At 69.9% G+C, this 20,410-nt stretch carries 19 protein-coding genes; 11 read left to right on the plus strand and 8 right to left on the minus strand.

The features are described 5' to 3' along the window. The first annotated feature begins 268 nt into the window (after nt 1-268). The 3 genes from I596_RS17610 to I596_RS17620 are packed head-to-tail and all read left to right on the plus strand — an operon-like array spanning nt 269 to nt 4,632. Nucleotides 269-1,333, plus strand: a complete 1,065-nt coding sequence (locus tag I596_RS17610) for a DmsE family decaheme c-type cytochrome (RefSeq protein ID WP_083965704.1) — start codon at nt 269-271, stop codon at nt 1,331-1,333. 10 nt (nt 1,334-1,343) lie between these two features. Then, a complete protein-coding gene (locus I596_RS17615; protein ID WP_067651004.1) occupies nt 1,344-3,911 on the plus strand; it encodes an MtrB/PioB family outer membrane beta-barrel protein in 2,568 nt (855 codons plus the stop codon). Between the two features lie 7 nt (nt 3,912-3,918). Continuing rightward, nucleotides 3,919-4,632, plus strand: a complete 714-nt coding sequence (locus I596_RS17620; RefSeq protein ID WP_067651007.1) for a c-type cytochrome — start codon at nt 3,919-3,921, stop codon at nt 4,630-4,632. Nucleotides 4,633-4,668: 36 nt separating this feature from the next. Here the strand turns inward: I596_RS17620 and I596_RS17625 are convergent, their stop codons facing one another. After that, complete coding sequence (locus tag I596_RS17625) at nt 4,669-5,451, minus strand: ABC transporter permease (protein WP_067651011.1); 783 nt, start codon at nt 5,449-5,451, stop codon at nt 4,669-4,671. Continuing rightward, nucleotides 5,448-6,383: an ABC transporter ATP-binding protein gene (locus tag I596_RS17630; RefSeq protein WP_067651014.1), complete on the minus strand. Its 936-nt coding sequence runs from the start codon at nt 6,381-6,383 to the stop codon at nt 5,448-5,450. Before I596_RS17630 ends, I596_RS17625 begins: the two co-directional genes overlap by 4 nt. A gap of 95 nt (nt 6,384-6,478) precedes the next feature. On the opposite strand from I596_RS17630, the gene I596_RS17635 reads away from it, so the two are divergent. Then, nucleotides 6,479-7,216 carry a ferredoxin--NADP reductase gene (locus tag I596_RS17635; protein WP_425478816.1) on the plus strand — a complete coding sequence of 246 codons (738 nt, stop codon included), beginning with the start codon at nt 6,479-6,481 and terminating at the stop codon, nt 7,214-7,216. A gap of 22 nt (nt 7,217-7,238) precedes the next feature. On the opposite strand, the gene I596_RS17640 is transcribed toward I596_RS17635, so the two are convergent. The 4 genes from I596_RS17640 to I596_RS17655 are packed head-to-tail and all read right to left on the minus strand — an operon-like array spanning nt 7,239 to nt 11,687. Beyond that, nucleotides 7,239-8,237, minus strand: coding sequence for a Csu type fimbrial protein (locus I596_RS17640; RefSeq protein ID WP_083965706.1), 999 nt, complete (start codon nt 8,235-8,237; stop codon nt 7,239-7,241). Further along, on the minus strand, nt 8,228-10,546 hold the full coding sequence (locus I596_RS17645; RefSeq protein ID WP_083965707.1) for a fimbria/pilus outer membrane usher protein: 2,319 nt from the start codon (nt 10,544-10,546) through the stop codon (nt 8,228-8,230). The genes I596_RS17640 and I596_RS17645 overlap by 10 nt, the downstream gene beginning before the upstream one ends. Next, the gene (locus I596_RS17650; protein WP_067651023.1) at nt 10,500-11,246 is read right to left on the minus strand and encodes a fimbrial biogenesis chaperone; all 747 of its coding nucleotides are present in this window, start codon (nt 11,244-11,246) and stop codon (nt 10,500-10,502) included. Before I596_RS17650 ends, I596_RS17645 begins: the two co-directional genes overlap by 47 nt. A gap of 12 nt (nt 11,247-11,258) precedes the next feature. Continuing rightward, a complete protein-coding gene (locus tag I596_RS17655; protein ID WP_223303873.1) occupies nt 11,259-11,687 on the minus strand; it encodes a Csu type fimbrial protein in 429 nt (142 codons plus the stop codon). Between the two features lie 335 nt (nt 11,688-12,022). Here I596_RS17655 and I596_RS17660 point away from each other — a divergent pair, with 335 nt between their 5' ends. From I596_RS17660 to I596_RS17690, 7 genes are all read left to right on the plus strand, one after another. Next, nucleotides 12,023-12,418, plus strand: a complete 396-nt coding sequence (locus tag I596_RS17660; protein WP_150132246.1) for a hypothetical protein — start codon at nt 12,023-12,025, stop codon at nt 12,416-12,418. Continuing rightward, nucleotides 12,415-12,618: a helix-turn-helix transcriptional regulator gene (locus I596_RS17665; protein WP_067651032.1), complete on the plus strand. Its 204-nt coding sequence runs from the start codon at nt 12,415-12,417 to the stop codon at nt 12,616-12,618. The genes I596_RS17660 and I596_RS17665 overlap by 4 nt, the downstream gene beginning before the upstream one ends. A 19-nt stretch (nt 12,619-12,637) precedes the next feature. Then, complete coding sequence (locus tag I596_RS17670) at nt 12,638-13,054, plus strand: hypothetical protein (RefSeq protein ID WP_067651035.1); 417 nt, start codon at nt 12,638-12,640, stop codon at nt 13,052-13,054. Between the two features lie 78 nt (nt 13,055-13,132). Next, complete coding sequence (locus I596_RS17675; RefSeq protein WP_223303874.1) at nt 13,133-14,749, plus strand: alpha/beta hydrolase; 1,617 nt, start codon at nt 13,133-13,135, stop codon at nt 14,747-14,749. Next, complete coding sequence (locus I596_RS17680; RefSeq protein ID WP_067651038.1) at nt 14,673-15,407, plus strand: ABC transporter ATP-binding protein; 735 nt, start codon at nt 14,673-14,675, stop codon at nt 15,405-15,407. Before I596_RS17675 ends, I596_RS17680 begins: the two co-directional genes overlap by 77 nt. Further along, nucleotides 15,404-16,579, plus strand: a complete 1,176-nt coding sequence (locus I596_RS17685) for an ABC transporter permease (protein WP_067651041.1) — start codon at nt 15,404-15,406, stop codon at nt 16,577-16,579. The genes I596_RS17680 and I596_RS17685 overlap by 4 nt, the downstream gene beginning before the upstream one ends. A 127-nt stretch (nt 16,580-16,706) precedes the next feature. Beyond that, nucleotides 16,707-17,477, plus strand: a complete 771-nt coding sequence (locus I596_RS17690) for a class I SAM-dependent methyltransferase (RefSeq protein ID WP_067651043.1) — start codon at nt 16,707-16,709, stop codon at nt 17,475-17,477. 19 nt (nt 17,478-17,496) lie between these two features. Here the strand turns inward: I596_RS17690 and I596_RS17695 are convergent, their stop codons facing one another. Together I596_RS17695 and I596_RS17700 are read right to left on the minus strand one after the other, a co-directional pair. Beyond that, entirely contained in the window at nt 17,497-18,210 is a 714-nt protein-coding gene (locus tag I596_RS17695) for a class I SAM-dependent methyltransferase (RefSeq protein ID WP_067651046.1), read from the minus strand. Continuing rightward, nucleotides 18,207-20,327 (minus strand): hypothetical protein, encoded by a 2,121-nt coding sequence (locus tag I596_RS17700; RefSeq protein ID WP_150132247.1) that lies wholly within the window; start codon nt 20,325-20,327, stop codon nt 18,207-18,209. The genes I596_RS17695 and I596_RS17700 overlap by 4 nt, the downstream gene beginning before the upstream one ends. Between the last annotated feature and the right edge of the window lie 83 nt (nt 20,328-20,410).

Raw genomic sequence — 20,410 nt, forward strand, 5'->3', positions numbered from 1 at the left:
TTGACCGACATAAACCAACGGGTTTAGTTTCGGTCGGGCCACGGCGGGGCACTGTGCCGTGGCCCGACCAAATTGGGGTGCCATCGTGGGCCAGCTGTCGCCAGCCCTGCCGCGATCCGCAGCACATCCCTGTGCGCGGCATCGGCGGTCCTCCCAGCGTGTCGCCGCCGCGACCCGCCCGCCCGGCCTTGCCGGTGCCCGCCTCCCGATCGTCTCGCCCGCGTCCGCCGCGCAGCGACGCCTTCCCGTCTCCTGGAGTTGACCGGCCATGCTGCAGCCCGGACCGATCCTGTTGCGCATTCTCCTGGCCACCGCCGCCGTGGCCGGCGCGGGCTTGGCGCTGCTGGCGCCGCTGCCGCTGCCGGCGCAGCAGTCGCGCGACCAGCTGGCCGACATGCTGCCGGCGACCAACCTCTCCGGCGAGGGAAAGCCGATCGGCGACGCCCCGCCGGGATTCGCCTACGCCGCGGTGGCGCACAATCCCGCCGCGCCGGATGCCAAGGCGGTCGGCGAGCAAGTCTGCACCGCCTGCCATGCGCTCGAGAACGATCATTTCAGCCACACGCTGCACGCGCTCGGCCTGCGCGCCGCCGCGGCCGCCACGCCCGGCGCGCCCGTCTGCGAGGCCTGCCACGGCCCGGGTTCCGCGCATGCGGCGCAGCCCCCCGAGAAGGGACTGATCATCGGCTTCACCCACGGCGCCGGCACGCCGATCGAGGTGCAGACGCAGACTTGCCTGGCCTGCCACCAGGGCGGCGCCCGCGACCACTGGCTCGGCTCGGTGCACCAGCGCAACGGGCTGTCCTGCAGCGACTGCCACAATCCGATGGGACGGGTCTCGCCGGAAGGCTCGATGGCGCGCACGTCGATCAACGAAACCTGTGCGCAATGCCACCGCGACATCCGCGCCCAGTTCGACCGGCGCTCGCACATGCCGCTGCCCGAAGGGCAGATGACCTGCGCCGACTGCCACAACCCGCACGGCTCGCTGACCAATCCGCTGCTGAAGACCAACAGCGTCAACGAGACCTGCTACCAGTGCCACGCCGAGAAGCGCGGCCCGTTCCTGTTCGAGCACGCCCCGGTCCGCGGCAGCTGCCTCAACTGCCACACGCCGCACGGATCGAACCAGCTGAGCCTGCTGGTGGCGCCGGTGCCGTTCCTGTGCCAGCAGTGCCATTCGCACCTGCGCCATCCCAACGACCTGCAGACGCCGCAGTCGCTCGCCGGCGGACCGCATCCGGACGAGCGGATCATGGGACGCGGCTGCATCACCTGCCACGCGCAGATCCACGGATCGAACAACCCCTCCGGTCCACGGCTGCACAAGTAGGAGGCCTGCCATGCGCATCCCGTCGCGGAACCCGACCTGCTGCCTCGCCCTGGCGGTGGCCGCCGCCCTGTCCGCGCCCGCCGCGGCCGACAGCGGCGTCGGGGTGGACCTGTGGATCGCCAACAAGTTCGACCCCAGCGCCGGCGCCGCCGCCGATCCGAAGGATCCGCGCGGCACCACATGGCTGCGCCCCGGCGAGAAGCGCACGCCGACCGGCACGCTGTACGCCTGTCCGGCCGAGCCGCCGGTGCTCGACGGCAGCGGTGCCTGGCAGCAGTACGACTCCTCGATCCAGTTCGGCTACTTCACCATCGGCGGCGACGACAAGAGCGCGCTGTGGCGCCGCTACGCCGGCTGGGACGACGGCTTCGTCCTCGGCCTGCTGGAACTGCACTTCGTGCGACCGTCCGACGGCAGCTACATCGACGTGCGCGCCAGCCACATCAGCGAGCACGACCAGTACATCAAGGGCACGGTCGGCCGCGCCGGCAGCTACAAGATCGAGGCGTACGCCCGCTCGACGCAGAACGTGGTCAGCGGCAACGCACGCTCGATCTGGGACGGCGTGGGCAGCAACAACCTGACCCTCGCCGGCGGCCTGGTTCCCGGCGCCAGCACCCCGGCCCAGGTCGCGGCCGTGTCCGCCGCCGCGCCCGAGCGCGTGCTGCAGGTCAACCGCGACAAGCAGGGCCTCGGGATCAACTACTTCTTCGATCCGCGCTGGACCGGCTACTTCAACGTCACCGACGAGCAGCGCGAGGGCACGCGGCCGTTCGGCGGACCGTTCTTCTTCAACTTCGCGTTCGCCGACAACGGCGGCATCTTCGAGACGATCCGGCCGATCGACGACAGCACCGTCAACACCAATGCCGGCATCCGCTTCGTCGGCAACCGCTGGCGCATGGACATCGGCTACTCGGGGTCGTTCTACCGCGACCGCTACCGCAGCTTCACCTACGAGCAGCCCTATGCGCTGTGGAACGTGGTGACCGGCCCGGGCGTACGCAGTTCGCAGCTGACCCAGGGCCAGTTCTCGACCGAGCCCGACAACGACTACCACAGCCTGCGCGCCACCCTGAGCCGCAGCCTGCCGATGAACGGCCAGTTCTCGGTCACCGCCTCGGGCGCGAGCATGCGCCAGGACGACGATCTGCTGGCGCCGATCAATTGCACGGGCACCTTCGGCATCGACCTCGTCGGCAACGGCCAGGTCGGCCCGACCAACCCGTTCCTGTACGCGTGCGCCGACTGGAACACGCCGGCGTCGCTGTCGCGCCGGTCGGCCGACATGCGCATCGACACCACCCTGGTCGACGCGCGCGTCGTGCTGCAGCCGACCGCCGACCTGACCTGGCGCGGCGGCCTGCGCTTCTATCGCGAGGACTACCGCAACACCTACCTCGCCTACAACCCGCTGACCGGCGAATACGGCTACGTCGCCGAGAACGGCTCGCAGGGAACCGTCGTGCCGGGCGAGGTCGGCATCTGGAACCCGGTCACCGGGGCGTCGATCCTGACGCGCGTGATGAGCCTGCCGCTCGATACGCAGACGACCGAGGCCAACATCGGGGCGGACTGGCGGCTGTCGGCACGCGACAGCCTGGGCGCCACCTTCAGCTTCACGCGCAACGAGCCTTCGCACCGCGAACGCAGCCAGGTCGACGACAGCACGGTCAAGCTCAACTGGACCAACCGCGCACTCGGCTGGCTGACGCTGCGCGCCAACTACGTCTACCTGCGCCGGTCCGGTGACCGCTACGACTACGATCCCTATGCGTTCACGTTCTCCGAGCACCTGCCCGGCTTCGTGGAACCGGAAGGCGGCCTGCCGGCGCACACGGTCGATGCGCTGCGCAAGTACGACATGGCCAGCCGCGACCAGAACAAGATCGACCTGATGGCCACCGTGATGCCGCGCGAGGACATGAGCTTCACCGCCTCGCTGCGCGGCGACTGGAACGACTACGACGCGAAGCTGGGCCGGCAGAAGCTCGACACGCTCGGCGCGACGCTGCAATGGGAATGGCAGCCCTCACCGCGCACCAACGCCAGCCTGTTCTACGCCTACGACCGGTCCAAGCTCGGCATCGCCAACGTCAACGAGGACGGCGCGGCGGCACAGACCGATCCGGTGCTCGGCGGCGCCACCTATCCCGAAGCCGGCCGCTGGTGGGTCGACGACAAACAGCGCAACCACAGCATGGGCGCGGTCTTCGTGCACGACTTCCGCCGGTTCAAGGTGGACGCCGCCTGGAACTGGCTGTGGTCGCGCGGGCTGACCCACTACCGCTTCGCGTCGGAACTGGCGCTGGCCTGGCCGGACGTGGCCGCCTACACCGGCAACGCCTTCCCGACGATGAAGTACAAGCTCAACTCGCTGACGCTGGGCGTGACGATGCCGATCAACGAGCAGGTGTCGCTGCGCCTGTTCGACTACTACGAGCGGGGCCGCGTCAGCGACTGGCACTACCTCGGCTTCGACGAGGCCCGGGTCATCGACCATCGCGTCTACAGCGACGGCGGCCCGGAGGACTACGACGCGAACCTGGTCGGCCTGCTGCTGACGATCAGACTGTGAGGGCGCGATGAAGACGCTGGGACTGTTCGCATTCCAAGGCCTCGCGCTGGCCCTGCTCGGCAGCGCTCCGGCGGCCCGTGCGGCCGACTACGTCGACCTGCGCCGGATCGAGCCGGTGCAGGGCGATGCCGCCGCGGGCGCCGAGAAGGCCGCCACCTTGTGCTTCACCTGCCACGGCGCGAACGGCGTCTCGCCGGTACCGCTGTTCCCGAACCTGGCCGGGCAGCATGCCGACTATCTCTACCAGGAACTGCTGCGCTACAAGAGCGGAACCCTGCCCGAGTCGCCGATGACGGCGCTGGTGCAGCCGCTCGAGGATGCCGACCTGCGCAACCTCGCCGTGCACTACGCCGGCCTGGCGCTGGACGTACCGCCACCCGCGGCGGCAGCCGAGCCGGCGATCCTCGACCGCGGCGGCACGCTGTACCGGGACGGCGACCCGGCGCGCGGCGTACCCCCGTGCCAGGGTTGCCACGGCGCCGATGCCAAGGGCCATGTACTGGCCGCGTCCGAGGCCTCCCGCGATACGCAGTACCGGACCTATCCGCTGCTCTACGGCCAGCAGGCGCAGTACGTGGCGACCCGGCTGCGCGACTATCGCAGCGGCAAGCTGGTGCACACCAGCAACGATTTCATCATGCGCGACGTCGCCAGCCGGCTGGACGACGCCTCGATCGACGCGATCGCCGCCTGGCTGGCGGCGCTGCCGGCCCCGCGCTGACCGACCGCCCGGCCACGCTCGGCCGGTGGATCACGCTCAGGAGCGCAGGCCGGTCCCGGTGCGCAACAGCCACAGGCCGAGTGCGGTCAGCCCCACCGTGAAACCGATCATCAGCGCGTAGGCGATGCCGAGCGGCACGTCGCTCTCGCCGAGCAGGCCGTAGCGGAACGCGTTGACCATGTAGAAGATCGGGTTGGCGTACGTGAGCGTCTGCGCCCATTCCGGCAGCAGCTTGACCGAGTAGAACACGCCGCCGAGGTAGGTCAGCGGGGTCAGGATGAAGGTCGGAACGATCGCGATGTCGTCGAACTTCTTGGCGTAGACCGCATTGACGAAGCCGGCCAGCGAGAAGATCGTCGCGCCGAGCACGACGGTCGAGAGCGTGACCAGCGGGTGCGGCATGCGCACGTGCGTGAACAGCATCGCGATGCCCAGCACGATCACGCCGACCATCAGGCCGCGCACCACCGCGCCGACCACGTAGCCGGACAGGATCACGATGTTGGGCATCGGGCTGACCAGCAGCTCCTCGACGTGGCGGCCGAACTTGGCGCCGAAGAAGCTCGAGGAGATGTTGCCGTAGCTGTTCTGGATGATCGACATCATGACCAGGCCCGGCACGATGAAGTCCATGTAGTCGTGGCCGCCCATGTCGCCGATGCGGCTGCCGATCAGGCTGCCGAAGATCAGGAAGTACAGCGTCATCGTGATCGCCGGCGGTACCAGGGTCTGCCCCCAGATGCGCAGGATGCGCATGACCTCGCGGCGCACGATCGTCAGGAAGGCGACCAGGTTGGGATGCGTCGAGGGCGTGCTCATGCGGCGGCCTCGCGGTTTCCGGTGAGGCGCACGAACAGTTCCTCCAGGCGGTTGGACTTGGTGCGCATCGAGCGCACGCGGATGCCGGCGGCATCGAGCGTCGCGAACACGCGGTTGAGGTCCATCGCCCTGGGCATTTCCAGGTCCAGCGTGTGGCCGTCCTCGGCCACCAGCATGACGCCTTCGATCTCCGGCAGCCGGTCCGGCAGCGGGCCGTCGATGTCCAGGACGAAGCCTTCCACGTCGAGCTTGGCCAGCAATGCCTTCATCGGCCCCTGCTCGATGATGCGGCCACCGTCGATGATCGCCAGGTTGCGGCACAGGCTCTCGGCTTCCTCGAGGTAGTGCGTCGTCAGGATCACGGTGGTGCCGGCCGCGTTGACCTCGCGCAGCGTGCGCCACATGCCGCGGCGGATCTCGATGTCGACGCCGGCGGTCGGCTCGTCGAGGATCAGGAGCCGCGGCCGCGTCATCATCGCGCGCGCGATCATCAGCCGCCGCTTCATGCCGCCGGAGAGGTTGCGCGACATCGTCTGCGCCTTGTCCCACAGCTGGGCGCGCTTGAGTTCCTGCTCGGCGCAGACGATCGCTTCGGCCCGCGGGATGCCGTAGAAGCCGGCGTAGTTGACGAGAATGTCGAACGGCTTCTCGAACAGGTTGAAGTTCATCTCCTGTGGCACGAGGCCGATCATGCGCATCGCCGCGGCGCGCTGGGCGTGCAGGTCGACGCCGAAGACCCGCACCTCGCCGCTGGAGGCATTGACCAGCGAGCTGACGATGCCGATCAACGTGGATTTGCCGGCCCCGTTGGGGCCGAGGAGCGCGAAGAAATCGCCGGGCTGGACGCTCAGGGTCACGCCCTTGAGCGCCTCGACGCCGGTCGCATAGATCTTGCGCAGCTCGTGGAGTTCGAGCGCGGGCACGGTATTCATCGGAGTGGGGGATGGGGCAACGCGGGGAGGGCCGACATGGCCCTGCTAGTATAGCGGGCCGCGACCACCGGTTGGTTCCCTTCCCCGTGATCAGGCTGTTTCCCTTGCGCCTCACCGCCGGCCGGATGCTGGCTCCCAGCGTGCGGCACCTCACCTTCGAGCGCACCGACGGCGAGCCGGTGGCCTTCGTGCCGGGCCAGTTCATCCAGTTCCATTTCCAGTACGCCGACGGCACCCCGACCAAGCGCAGCTACTCGATCGCCACCCGCAGCGACGACCCGTCCGCTGGCGGACGGGTCGAGATCGCCGTTTCGTACGTGAGCGGCGGCGCCGCCACCGAACGGCTGGCGCACCTGGCGGTCGGCGAAACGATCGATGCGAGCGGTCCGTACGGGCGCTTCTGCCTGCAGGACGGCGACCACAACGGGCGCTATCTGCTGGTGGCGACCGGCACCGGCGTCACGCCGTACCGGGCGATGCTGCCGTCGCTGGCACAGGCGATCGGCGAGCGGGGCTGCGAGGTGGCGCTGGTCTACGGCGCCCGCAACGAGGCCGAACTGCTCTACGGCGAGGAGTTCGAGGCCTTCGCCAGGGACGTGCCCGGCTTCAGCTTCCATCCGTGCTTCAGCCGCGTGCCGCGCACGCCGCCGCGTCCGGGCGACCGCAACGGCCGCGTGCAGGTCGCGCTGGCCGACCTGGCACCTGACCCGGCACGTGACATCGCCTACCTGTGCGGCAATCCGGACATGGTCGACGAGAGCTTCGCGCTGCTGCAGCACGCCGGCCTGGCGGTACGGCAGATCCGGCGCGAGAAGTACGTGTCCTCGCGCTGAAGGCGCGCCGGCCACGCGGCGTTCAGTAGGTCACGGTCACGACGATGGTGTCGGTGTACAGGCCCGCGGCGCGCGGCGCCTGGGCCGGAACCCGGCCGTACACGGTCAGGTTCTGCGTGGTGCCGGTGCCGGTCCCGGCCAGCGTGTCGATGCCCAGGCTGCTGCCCCAGCGCTGGCTGCGGGCGATGTCGCGATAGAGCTCGTAGGTGATCAGGCCACCGGCGCCGCTCATGCGCCGGGCGGTTCCCGACGCGTTCTGGCCGTTGCCCAGGCTCACCTGCCACGGCGCGCGATAGGTGCAGCGCAGGCTGATCGCCGAGGCGGCATCGTGGGCGACGCCGAGCAGCCCGTCCACCGGGCCGAAATCGTGATCGGCAGCGCTGACCGTGCAGGCCGGCGCCACGTTGGCGTTCGCCGTGAACGCGAACGTGCCGTTGTTGGCGGTGCCGCAGTCCGCCGGGTACGTGCCCAGGCTCAGCAATACCTCGTTGTAGCGGAACGACAGCCGGGTGTGGATGCCGCTGAACGCGTTCGCGTAGCTGCCGATGCCGAGCCCGGTCTGTCCGGCCGGCACGCGCCCGTAGACGGTGGCCGAGCCGGTCCGGGTGGTGCCGACGCCGAGGATCGTGAAGCTCAGGTCGCGCTGCAGCGGCGGCGTCCCCGGCGTATCGATCGATCCCCAGGTCTGGCTGTGGCCGGCGTCGCGGTAGAGCTGGAAGGCCATGACGTCGCCGCTGGTGTTGGTCATCTGCCGCGGCGCGATGCCGGTGCCCTGCGCGCCGGTGCCGATGCTCAGGCACAACCGCGCATAGACGCCGTAGAGGTTGCCGAGCAGTCCGCTGCTGTAGGTGCACTGGTAGTTGATCGTGGCGGTGGCGTCGACCAGGCCGCCGAGCGGGTCCACGGCGCCGAAGCTGATGTCGGTCATCGTGGCGCTGCAGGTCGTCACCGCCTGTGCGCCGCCGCCGAGCACGGCCGCCAGCAGCGCCGCCGCTGTGCGCACCGCGTGGCTCATCGGCATGTCAGCGGTCCCGGCGTGGTGGCCGCCGGCCGCGCCGGCCGCGCGAATCGCACACGGCAGGGGCCTGCGGGCCGTTCGATCTCCAGCACGTTGTCGTCCTCCAGGTTCTCGATGTAGGCCAGGCCGTCGTAGCCGACCACGGCGGGCGGATGTCCCTGCCGGCGGATGCGGCTTCCTGCCGGCAGCGGCTTGCCGGCCGTGTCGACCAGGGTCAGCGTGATACCGTCCCGCGCGGCGATGTCGAAACGCACATGGGTGCCGGTGCCGCGCATCGGCACCACGCTGTGCTCGACGACGTCGGCCCGCAGGTCCGCCGCCAGGTTCAGCGGCGAGATCGCGATGCGGTTGCGCTGATAGGCGTTGAGCGGGGTCACCAGCAGTACGCCATCGGTATCGGTGCGGCCGATCGGGCGGTTCTCGAGCAGCACCGGCACGTCGCCGACGCCGGCGGTGGACACGACCGCGAAGGCATCGTCCACGCGCCGCGTCGCGAACAGGTGCCCGGCGGCCCAGACCAGGGCGCCGTTCATTCCGGAATAAGCCATCCGCTCGTCACCGGACGCCTGCGCACCGGCCAGCAGCTGCGCCCAGGGTCCACGCCATCCGAGTTCGGCCAGGCCACCGGCATCGCCGTCGCCACCGCGCGCCTGGGCGCGCCAGCCGGTGCCGCCGTCGCCGGGTATCGGGCGCGCCACCTCGACCGTCAGCGTGTCGGTCCCGCGCTCGCGCTGCAGCGAGGCACCGAGCTGCACCGGGCCGGCCAGGCTCATCGTGAAGCCGAGGAAGACGCCACGGTCGCGGGCATCCTCCAGGTTGCGGTTGAGGTTGACATGCAGCGCCGCCCGCCTCGCGATCGAACGCGACCACGACGCGCTGACGTAGCGCGACGCCGGCTCGTCCGGGTAGCGCAGGTGGGCGAAGACCAGCCCGAGGTTGCCGATGCGGCCGGCGTCGAGGCCGAGCAACGCCCGTGCACTGGCCCGCGGCGGCGGCCGGCCGAAATCGCTGGCGATGTCGCGGTAGGCGCCCTGCGTACGACTGCCCTGCACGCCCACCTGGAGCCGGCGCTGCCGCAGCAGGTAGCCGATGCTGGTCAGCGATCCGCTCGCCCCGGCATGGCGGCTGCGCGCATGCGCGGCCGAGAGCACGCCGGCCATGCCGAGCAGGAGATGGGCACCGCCGCCGGCCAGCGCCGTGTCGCCGCCCGCCTCGGCATGCGTCTCGACGGTGAGGCGATCGGTCAGGCCGTGGCGCCACAGGCCGCTGGCGACCGGATCGCCGGCATAGTCGAACGAGGCCTGGCCGCGGTTGCGCCGCACGAAGCCGAGTTCCGCCGAATAGTCACTGAGGCCGCGCTGCAACAGCAGCGGCGTGGCATAGAACGGAAAGTCGAACGTGGTCACGCGTCCGAGCGCATCGGTCAGCACGATCTGCGCGAGTCCGGCGCCCGATACCGGCGGCGCCGTGTTCAGCTGGAACGGTCCGGCCGTCAGCTGGCCGCTGTACTGGCGCATGCCGTCGATGTACAGCTCGATCGCCGAGGGCGCGGCCGCTTCGCCGTAGAACGCCGGCAACGGCATCGTCAGGCGATACGGCTGGAGGCTGAAGTCGCGTGCCAGCTGGATGCCGCCGACGTAGGTCGGCCGAGCCCATTCCGGCCCGCGCGTCAGCAGGTCGCCGACGGTGAGCGTCAGCATCCGCTCCGGGAACGCCTTCGACCAGAACGTGTCCAGCCGCACCGAACCGCGGCGCCCGTGGCCGTCCGCGACGCCGGCCTGCACGATGCCCGAATGGCTCAGCACGCCGGCGGCGCCGAACGCCCGCAGCTCGCCATAGCCGTTGACGGCCCGGGCGCCCTCGGATGCGTACGAGGCATACAGGTCGTAGTTCAGCAGCAGGCCCGGCGATGCCGTGGCCGCCGGCACGTCATCGACCGGCGCGCCGAGCACGGCCGGCGCGATGTCCAGCAGCGACACCGGTGCATCGATCGTCACGCGCTGGCGCGCCGCATCGTAGTCGATCCGCACGCCGGGCATGCCGGCCAGGTCGATCCAGGTATCCCCCGCCGTCGGACCGGCGCGGAACCGCAGGCCCCGCAACGTGTCGGCGCCGGCCCACAGGCGCCCGTCCCGCAACTCGAACACCGCCAGGCCCGGCTGCGCCGTGCCGTTGAGGATCACGTCCAGGTACAACGTGGCGGCGCCGGACACGGCCGGGTCCGCCGCCGCGCTGGTGCCGACCGGCAGCCAGGCGAAGGCCAGGCTAGCGATCGTCGCCAGCGTGCGTGATCGTACGTTCCAGCCACTCACCGTTGACCCTCGCACGCACGCGCACCGTCGCCGGCACCGGACCGTCGACCGGCAACCGCCAGCGCATCCGCGATCCGGCCAGCACGTAGCCGAGCAGGCCGCGGCTGAGCACGATCTTCGCGCCCGACGCATCCTCCAGTTCGACCTCGCTCAGTTGCGCGCGCGCCGACCCGGTATTGACCACGTCCAACGCCGGCGGCGCCGCCACCCATCGCCAGGCCAGTTGCGGTTGCGCCGGTCCGCCGGCTTCCGGCGCGATGAAGACCGGAATCGAATAGCGCAACAGGAACTGCACGCCCGGTCCCGCGGCGGCTTCGCCCGGCGCGTCGCCGCCGCCGGGCAGCTCGTCGACGATCACCCGGAAGCTCTGCTCGCCCGCCGCGCGCGCCAGGCCGGGGGCACGGACGATGCGCACCAGCTGGCGCCCGCCCGCCGGCACGTCGAGCATCGGCGGGCTGGCGAGGAGATCACCCGACGCGACCAGCCGGTCGTCCTGATCGACCTGGGTCCAGCGGAACACGCGCACCTGTGCCTGCAGCGCGCGCGGTCCGGTATTGGAGAGCCATAGCAGCGTGCTGGCGTCCTCACGGCCGATCTCGAGCATGATCGGCGTGACCTGCAGGCCGGCGGCCGGCACGGCCGGCACGCCGGCCAGCGCAGCGGCGGCCAGAACGAAGCGCGCGAGCAGTCTGCGGTGCATCCCTGCGATCGCTCAGTAGGTCACCGTGACCGCGATCGTGTCGGTGTAGGCGCCGGCATTGGCATTGGCGCTCGGCACCAGGCCGTAGACGCTGGCGGCCTGCGCACTGCCGGTGCCGGTGGCGGCGAACGTGTCGGTGCCGATGGTCTCGCCCCAGGGCGTGGTGTGGCCGACGTCCTGGTAGAGCTGGTAGGGGACGAAATGCGAGGCACCGTCGCTCATCCGCCGTGTCGCGACGTCGCCCGGCGTCGCGGCGTGCAGGCCGGCACCGAGGCCGACCGTATACGGCGAGCCCGGCGTGCAGGTGACGGTGATCGTCGAAAGACCGGTGATCGCCGTAGCCAGCGAAGCGTGCGCGCCGAAGTCCAGATCGGTCGGTGCCGTGGTGGTCACGTCACAGGCCTTCTGCACCGTCATGCGTACCTGGAACGAACTGGTCACGGTATCCGCACCGGCAATTCCTGAATAACCCAGCGCCAATGCGAGGCCCGCCATGATCGAGGTTCTACTGAATATGTTCATATTGTCCCTTTATGAATGAGTGGAAGAATTTCCGATTATTGGATACGCATAACGCGTGCCAATGGACTCTGCGATCCAATCGACATTTTCTTGACGTATCCCATTCATCCACTGCCGGCGCGCATCGTAAAAATGGCGAGTTGCGACACGCGCTGTCATGCGTTCAGCCGCCCCTGTCATCTGTAAAGCTCGCTTGACAGTCGGCCCGGCGCCACCGTAGGCTGTTGTCAAGCTAACTTGACAGGCCTGCCTCGATGCGCGGACTGAACCGGCGTTACGGGCGCGAGATGATGATCGCGTCGACCTTCTACGTGGCGACGATGCTGACGGCCTGGCCGATGGCCCTGCGCAGCGACGTCTTCCTGTGGCGGTCCCTGCTGGCGCTGGCGCCGGTCCTGCCGGCGGCGCTGATGGTGCGTGCGATCTACCGCCACGTCCGCGACAGCGACGAACTGCAGCGCCGCCTGCACCTGGAGGCCCTGGCGGTCTCGGCCAGCGTGGTCAGCATCGCCAGCATGACCCTGGGCTTCCTGGCCGCCGCCAAGGTCATACCCCTGGGCGGGGACGTGCTGCTCTGGGTGTTTCCGGTGCTGGCCCTGGTCTTCGGGGCGGCGCGCTGCATCGTCCAGTGGCGCTACCAGCACGCATGAACAACCGCGTCCGCGAGCTGCGCACGGCCCGGGACTGGTCGCAAGGCGAGCTGGCCGAGCAGCTGAACGTGTCGCGCCAGACCGTCAACGCGATCGAGACCGGCAAGTACGATCCGAGCCTGCCACTCGCCTTCGCGATCGCCCGCCTGTTCGACCTGACGATCGAGAGGATCTTCGACCCGGATGCCAAAGCGTCGTGACGACCGCGGAGTACAGCCGATGAACAAGCAATGGTCACGCTACCTGCGCGACGTGGGGCCGCCGGTACTGACCTATGTCGCCGTCGTGGTCGCCTCGAGCCTGCTGGCGCGGCGGATGGAACCGGGCGTGCTGCGCGTGCTGGTCGCGGCCTTGCCGCTGCCGACGATCATCTGGCTGGCCTACGCGGAGGTGGCCCGGCTGCGCAAACGCGACGAGCTGCGCCAGCGCATCGAGCTGGAGGCGATGACGATCGGCTTCGGCCTGTCCTTCGGCGTGATCGTGATGCTGGTGTTCCTCGACCTGCACGGCGCCGTCCACATCCCGCTGAGCGTGGCGGCGTTCGTCATGGCCGGATGCCTGCTGGCGGCCCAGATCTGGGTCCGCGCACGGTATCGCTACGGCTGGCTGCAATCGGACCGTGACGAAAAGCCCTGAACGAAACCTTCAATCCACAGGATGGGCGTCGCAATGCACGCCGGTCCACGCAACCGACTCGTAGCAAGTGAGGGTGTCATGAAGAAAAACCTGCGCATCGCCGTCGCGGTGCTGGTCGCCATCGGCGTGGTCGCCTATGGCCGGTTCCGCGACAAGCCCGACGCCGCGGCCCGGCCCCCGGCCAGCAGCGGCCGCTTCGCCGTTCCTTCGGGCACCGCCGACTTCACGCTCGGCTCGCTCGCGTTCACCGCCTGCGAGCTGCCGCAGAAGCGCTCGGCCGCCACCACGGCGGCGTTCTGCGCGCCGTTCGAAGTGCCCGAGAACTGGGATGCGCCGGACGGCCGCAAGATCCGGCTGAACCTGGCGCTGCTCAAGAGCACGCAGGCGGCCGACGACGACTTCATCGTGTTCCTCGCCGGCGGCCCCGGCCAGGCCGCGATCGAAGCCTGGCCGCTGACGGCCGCCGCGTTCGAGCCGGCGCGCAAGCGCCGCCACGTGCTGCTGCTGGACCAGCGCGGCACCGGCGGATCGAATGCGTTGACCTGCCCGGCCGAGGACGATGCGGACGCAGCCGCCTTCAGCTTCGACCTGGACCGGGTCCGCGCCGCCACCCAGCGCTGCCTGACCGCGGTCAGCGCGCATGCCGATCCGCGCTACTACACGACCACGGTGGCCGTACGCGACCTGGAAGCGCTGCGCCAGGCGCTGGGCGGGCCGACCTTCAACCTGGTCGGCGGCTCCTACGGCACGCGCGTCGCGCAGCAGTACCTCAAGCGCCACCCCGACGGCGTGCGCAGCATCGTGCTCGACAGTCCGGTGCCCAACGAGCTGGTGCTCGGCGCGGAGTTCGCGCGCAATCTCGAGGACGCGCTCAAGGCGCAGTTCGCGCTGTGCACGGCCGACGCCGCCTGCGCGAAAGCCTACGGCGACCCCTACGCGAACCTGCAGCAGCTGCGCGACGCGTTGCAGGCCGAGCCGCGCACGGTGCGCTACCCCGACCCGGTCACGTTCGAGACCGTCGAACGGCCGCTCACCGCGATCAGCCTGGCCGGCCTGGTGCGGATGTTCGCCTACGCGCCCGAATCGGCGGCGCTGATTCCGCGCTCGATACGCGCCGCGCTGGACGGCGACTACACACCGTTGATGGGCCAGCTCAAGGTCCTCAGCGACAGCATGGCCGAGCTCGCCGGCAGCGGCATGTCGACCTCGGTGATCTGCGCCGAGGACGCCGACCGCCTGGTGCCCGATCCGGCCGATGCCGGCCGCCTGCTCGGCACGGCGATGAGCGACGTCATCAAGGCCCAGTGCGCGGTCTGGCCGAAAGGCGAGCGGCCGGCCGACTTCAACGAGCCGGCGACCGGCGACACGCCGGTCCTGGTGCTCGCCGGCGAGCTGGACCCGGTCACGCCACCGCGCTACGGCGAGCAGATCGTGCGCACCCTCACCCGCGCGCGCCTGCTCGTCGCCAAGGGCCAGGGCCATTCGGTCATGGGCCGCGGCTGCCTGCCGAAGCTGGTCAGCCAGTTCATGGACCGCCTCGACCCGGCCGGCCTCGACGCCACCTGCGCCGACGCGATGGGCCCCTGCCCCACTTCATCGACTTCAACGGAGCTGCCCCATGATCGAGCTGAAGGATCTGCACAAGGCCTTCGGCGCGGTGAAGGCCGTCGACGGCGTCTCGTTCACCGCCCGTGACGGCGAGATCACCGGCCTGCTCGGCCCCAACGGCGCCGGCAAGACCACCACGCTGCGCATGCTGTACACGCTGATGAAGCCCGACAGCGGGCAGGTACTGGTCGACGGTATCGACGCCGCCGCCGACCCGGCTGCGGTACGCCGCCGGCTGGGCGTGCTGCCCGATGCGCGCGGCCTCTACAAGCGGCTCACCTCGCGCGAGAACATCGACTACTTCGGCCGCCTGCACGGCATGGACGACGCGGCGATCGCACGCCGCCGCGAGGAACTGATCGCCGCGCTGGGCATGGACGAGATCGCCGACCGCCGCACCGAGGGCTTCTCGCAGGGGCAGCGCGTGAAGACCGCGATCGCGCGCGCGCTGATCCACGACCCGAAGAACTGCATCCTCGACGAGCCGACCAATGGCCTGGACGTGATGGCCACGCGGGCGATGCGCGACTTCCTGCGCCACCTGCGCGACGAGGGCCGCTGCGTATTGTTCTCCAGCCACATCATGCAGGAGGTCGGCGCGCTGTGCGACCGCATCGTGGTCATCGCGCGCGGACGCGTCGTGGCCGATGCCTCCCCGGATGCGCTGCGGGCGCAGGCCGGCACCTCCAACCTCGAAGATGCCTTCGTCAAGGTCATCGGTTCCGCAGAAGGGCTCGCCGCATGAAATCCATCCTGACCGTCTTCCTGAAGGAAGTGCGCGAGAACCTTCGCGATCGCCGCACCGTCCTCAACACGCTGCTCACCGGCCCGCTGATGGCACCGCTGATGTTCGTGCTGATCATCAACGCCGTCATCTCGCGCGAGCTGGACAAGGCCGAGAAGCCGCTGCCGGTACCGGTGGTCGGTGCCGAATACGCGCCGAACCTGATCGAGGCGCTCAAGCAGCAGGGTGCCGAGATCAAGGACGCGCCCGCCGACCCGGAGCGCGCGGTGCGCGAGCAGGATGCCGACCTCGTGCTGCGCATCCCGCCGAGCTACGCCGAGGCCTGGCGCAAGGGCGAGCCGGCCCAGGTGGAGCTGATCTTCGACCAGTCCCAGCGCGACGCCGGAGGCTCGGTGTCGCGGCTGCGCGGCATGCTCGAAGGCTACGGCCAGCGCACCGCGACGATGCGGGTGATCGCGCGCGGCCTGTCGCCGACCGTCACGCGGCCGATCGTCGTCGCCAGCCGCGACCAGTCCACGGCGCAGGCGCGCGGCGGCATGATGTTCGCGATGCTGCCGTACTTCTTCATCCTCGGTGCCTTCATCGGCGGCATGGCGCTGGCGATCGACACCACCGCCGGCGAGCGCGAGCGGCAGTCGCTGGAGCCGCTGTTCGCCAATCCGGTGCCGCGGTCGCAGATCCTGCTCGGCAAGCTCTCGGCGACCACCAGCTTCGCCTTCACGACCCTGGTGCTGAGCATCATCGCGTTCTCGATCGCCGCACTGTTCCTGCCGACCGGCAAGCTCGGCATGGCGCTGCAGATCGGCCCGCGGTTCGCGCTGCTGACGCTGATCGTGATGCTGCCGCTGGTGTTCCTGCTGGCGTCGCTGCAGACGCTCGCCGCGGCGTTCGCCAAGAGCTACCGCGAGGCGCAGACCTACCTGTCGCTGCTGATGTTCGTGCCGATCGTGCCGACGCTGATGATGTCGCTGTTCCCGTTCAAGACGCAGACCTGGATGTACGGCGTGCCGCTGGTCGGGCAGCAGGTGACGATCACCCGCCTGATGCGCGGCGATCCGGTGACGACGACCGAGATCGCGCTGTGCTTCGCGGCTACCACGGCGCTGGCCGTGCTGGTGTACCTGGTCACCGCCCGCGTCTACCGCAGCGAGCGCCTGGCGATCTCGGCCTGACCGGCCTCCGCGGCGGCGCAGCCGGATCTGCGCCGCCGCGACCGGGCCGCTAGGACGCTGCCGGCCGGGCTGCCATCCCCGCAGGGGTCGGCTACACTGGCCCGCCCTGCGTCCCGGCTCCCGCCCGATGTCCCTGCCCGCCTCTTCCGCGCTCGAAGCACAAGCGCTCGCCAAGACCTGGTTCTACCCGTTCCGGCTGCCGTCGGGCCGGATCACGCCGACCTATGGCCAGGGCGAGCTCGACGCGGTCCACCACACCCGTTCGCAGATGCTCGACGCACTGCTGGCGCGCGAGTTCCCGGCCGCGCGCGGCGGCCTCAGCGCCGTGGACCTGGCCTGCCACCAGGGCTGGTTCTCGGCCCAGCTGGCCCAGGCCGGCTTCGGCACCGTGATCGGCGTCGATGCGCGCCCCGAGCACGTGGCCGACGCCAGCCTGATCCGCGATGCGCTCGGGCTGGCGCAGGTCCAGGTTCAGCGCAGCGACGTGCATGCGCTGACGGCTGACGCCCTGGGCGTCCACGACCTGGTCCTGTGCTTCGGCCTGATCTATCACCTGGAGAACCCGGTCGGCGCCCTGCGCGTGGCGCGCGCGCTGACGCGCCGCGTCTGCGTGATCGAAACCCAGGTGGTGCCCGGCCTGACCGGCTGGGTCGACTACGGCAGCTATCGCTTCGTCCGCCCGCTCAAGGGCAGCTTCGGCATCATCGACGAGACCGGCGAGACGCACGGCCCGGAAGCCTCGACCACTGGCATCTGCCTGGTGCCGAGCGTGGAGGCGCTGTGCTGGATCCTGGAACGGATCGGCTTCGCGCGCGTGGAAGTGCTGCCGGTGCCCGCCGACGGCTACGAGCAGCTCGTCCACCGCAAGCGCGTGATGGTCGCCGCCTGGGTCGACTGAAGCGGTCCGGGCGCCGTGCTCAGGCCGGGCGGCGGCCGCAGACCACGTATTGCGCCCCGATCGGCAGCCAGCCGAGCAGGCGATCCACACGGCGCGCCCAGCCGGCGTCGACCGGCACGAAGAACAGGTACTGCCGGACGACCGGCTCGAAGCCCTGCCCGCGCATCAGCTCCAGCACGCGCCGCGCGCGCAGCAGGACCGCATCGTGGTCGAACGGGCAGCGGCACACGACCAGGCGCGTCATCGGGTTGAGCGGGTTGTGCTCGTAGACGGCGAACAGGCCACCCGGCCGCGTCACGCGCCAGGCTTCGGCGACGAAGTCCGGCCACTGCGGCGGCGGTACGTGGTGCATGACGCAGGCGGTCGAGCAGAAGTCGAACGTCGCGTCCTCGTACGGCAGCCGCCGGCCCTCGTAGACGCGGTAGTCGATGCCGGGGTTGAGCGCGCGCGCGGTATCGATCGCGTCGGCCGCGATGTCGGCGCCGGCCAGGCTGCCCACGCGCCCGCGCAGGAACGGATGCAGCGTGCCGATGCCGCAGCCGATGTCGAGGCATTCGGCGCCGGCGGCACCCGACGGATGCCAGCGATCGAGCAGATCGACGATGCTGTCGGCCTTGCCGCGCGTGAAGACGTCGACGTCCAGGCCCGTGAACGCCAACGACTTGTCGATGTCGCTCTTGTACTCGTCCGGATAGGCGTCGGTGGCCCAGCGGTTGTCGGGTTGTTCGCTCATCGGATTTCCAGGGGCAGGCTAAGCGTCGCGCCGCCCTTGTCGGCGAACCAGGCCACGTTCTCCTGGACCAGGTCGACGGTGATCCGGTACGCACCGGGCGGCGCGGACGGCAGCATGACGCCCACCGTACGCTCCTCGCCCGGCGCCAGCGGGCAATTGAGCGTCGCATGCAGCCAATCGTGGTTCACCGGGGCACCGCCCGCATCGTTCAGGTGCACGCCGATCGTGACGGGATGGCTGCCTGCCGCGCCGATCCAGCGCACGGTATCGTTGCGCAGGCGCACGCGCAGGCCGGGGCTGGCACCGGCGCCCGAACCGGGCGTCGGCGCGACGAACGCCGCGGCGATGATCCGCACCTTGGGGAAATCCGCTTCGGCCAGCGGCTCGTCGAGCAGCGGCCGCATGTCCAGGCAGGTGAAGTCGGCCGCGATGTTGTGATCGTAGACGTGGATGCGATAGCCGGCATCGAGAAGAACCCGCGCGGGCGGCCCGAGCCGGGCCTCGATGTAGGTGAGCTGCGCCGGCTGGGTCTCCGGGCCGGCCAGGGCGAGAAACGTGGAACCGACGTATGCGGAAGGCTCGAACCATTCCCGATTGACCATGACCGGAAACGGATGCAGCAAGGTCGGCGCCAGCATGATCGGATTGACCCGCACCGCCGTGTCGGACAGCACCGTGGTTGCGCCGGCATTCCACCAGGTCGCATAGCCGCGCGTCAGGCCTTCGCGCTCGAGCACTTCGGCGAGGTTGATCGGGTTCGAGTTGCGGGTCGTCCAGAACGTCGCGCCGAACGGCAGCATCCGATGCACGGCGCCGGCCGTCACCAGCAGGCACCCCACCGCCACCAGCGCAAGCGTCAGCCGCGAGGGCTGCCGCAGCCACCGCTCGATCCGGTAGGCGGCGAGCATCAGCAAGATCACGTACGGGACCGTGAAATAGCGCAGGCTCTGCATGTCCAGCGCGAGCGGGCTGAACAACAGGAACAGCGCCAGCAACGGTAGGAAAGCGGTCAGGAACGCGACGAACAGTGCGCGGCGCACCGGATCGCGATCCACGCGCCAGTCGCGCAGCTCGAGTACGGCCACGGCGCTCAGCGCCACGGCGATCGAGGTCCGGATCGTCCGCAAGAACGGCTCCCACGGCTTGCTGGCGTCACCGACCCGGGAACCGCCGATGTAGTCGAACCAGCCGTTGACGAAGATGCGGACGTGCTCGCGCACGCCGGCTCCGTCGGCCAGCTGCAGCGCGGAAACGAAATGCTGGGTCGCGGTGACGCCCGCATGCATCAGCCATCGGTAGGCCACCGCGGACACCAGGAACGCGATCGTTATCGTCAGTGACGCGGGCGAAACCGGCAAAAGCGCGCCGAGCCACGCGCGCAGGTCGCGGCGGCTTTCGGGAACGGCCTGCCAGGCCAGCATCCGGTCGAACGCATAGAGCGGCAGCACCATCATCACCAGCACGCGGTTCGGATTGGCGAAGCTGATCGCGGCCACCACCACGCCCAGCAGCACCAGCCGCCAGTCCAGGAACTGCCGCCGGAAGGTCGTCCCGGCAGTGCCCGCACGATGCCGGTGGTGCAGCAGCAGCAAGCCGGCCCCGGCGAGGAAGCCGGCCGGCCACCAGAAGTACGTGGTCTGGCCGTAGACCATGACCGTGAACTCCCGGGTGAAGCCCGAGGCGAATAGCGTGAGCGTCACCAGCACCGCCGGCCAGGCGATCCGCTGCACCCGCAGGAACCAGGCGGCGAGCGCGAGCAGCGTCACGCTCAGCGTCACGCTGGCCACGGCATGCAGGCCGAACCCGTTCGGCCACCAGGCCAGCAGCGGCGCGATCAGCAGCGCACCGGAAGGCATCATCAGGTCGCCGTTGTTGACGACCCAGCCGTGCGGCAGCAGGCGCCCCTGCTCGTACATCGCTTCGGCGAGCAGGTTCAGTACCGCGTCGTCGCTGCTGAAGTCGGGCCGGAAGAAATGCGCGACGTAGAGCAGCAGCACCGTGGTCGTCAGGACGAAACACCCGAAGACCACGGCACGAAATGCCCATGACGCGAGAGCGAACGGCTCACGCTCCCAGCGCGCATCCCGGCGGAATGGTGATGGGGTGCGTTGGCTCACGATCGCTCCGTCCGGCGTACGCCCGTCGTTCCCCGGCCGGAAGCTCGACCGGCTCGCATGCCCTCACCTGCGCCCATCAGCCC

This window comes from Dokdonella koreensis DS-123 (genome assembly GCF_001632775.1).
GTDB classification, from domain to species: Bacteria; Pseudomonadota; Gammaproteobacteria; order Xanthomonadales; family Rhodanobacteraceae; genus Dokdonella; species Dokdonella koreensis.

Bases quoted from the DNA above. Each gene is read 5' to 3' on its own strand.
- I596_RS17625 (WP_067651011.1), bottom strand. From the start codon at position 5,451: ATGAGCACGCCCTCGACGCATCCCAACCTGGTCGCCTTCCTGACGATC.
- I596_RS17695 (WP_067651046.1), bottom strand. From the start codon at position 18,210: ATGAGCGAACAACCCGACAACCGCTGGGCCACCGACGCCTATCCGGAC.
- I596_RS17690 (WP_067651043.1), top strand. From the start codon at position 16,707: ATGTCCCTGCCCGCCTCTTCCGCGCTCGAAGCACAAGCGCTCGCCAAG.
- I596_RS17615 (WP_067651004.1), top strand. From the start codon at position 1,344: ATGCGCATCCCGTCGCGGAACCCGACCTGCTGCCTCGCCCTGGCGGTG.
- I596_RS17610 (WP_083965704.1), top strand. From the start codon at position 269: ATGCTGCAGCCCGGACCGATCCTGTTGCGCATTCTCCTGGCCACCGCC.
- I596_RS17685 (WP_067651041.1), top strand. From the start codon at position 15,404: ATGAAATCCATCCTGACCGTCTTCCTGAAGGAAGTGCGCGAGAACCTT.
- I596_RS17650 (WP_067651023.1), bottom strand. From the start codon at position 11,246: ATGCACCGCAGACTGCTCGCGCGCTTCGTTCTGGCCGCCGCTGCGCTG.
- I596_RS17620 (WP_067651007.1), top strand. From the start codon at position 3,919: ATGAAGACGCTGGGACTGTTCGCATTCCAAGGCCTCGCGCTGGCCCTG.
- I596_RS17680 (WP_067651038.1), top strand. From the start codon at position 14,673: ATGATCGAGCTGAAGGATCTGCACAAGGCCTTCGGCGCGGTGAAGGCC.
- I596_RS17675 (WP_223303874.1), top strand. From the start codon at position 13,133: ATGAAGAAAAACCTGCGCATCGCCGTCGCGGTGCTGGTCGCCATCGGC.
- I596_RS17630 (WP_067651014.1), bottom strand. From the start codon at position 6,383: ATGAATACCGTGCCCGCGCTCGAACTCCACGAGCTGCGCAAGATCTAT.
- I596_RS17640 (WP_083965706.1), bottom strand. From the start codon at position 8,237: ATGCCGATGAGCCACGCGGTGCGCACAGCGGCGGCGCTGCTGGCGGCC.
- I596_RS17670 (WP_067651035.1), top strand. From the start codon at position 12,638: ATGAACAAGCAATGGTCACGCTACCTGCGCGACGTGGGGCCGCCGGTA.
- I596_RS17665 (WP_067651032.1), top strand. From the start codon at position 12,415: ATGAACAACCGCGTCCGCGAGCTGCGCACGGCCCGGGACTGGTCGCAA.
- I596_RS17660 (WP_150132246.1), top strand. From the start codon at position 12,023: ATGCGCGGACTGAACCGGCGTTACGGGCGCGAGATGATGATCGCGTCG.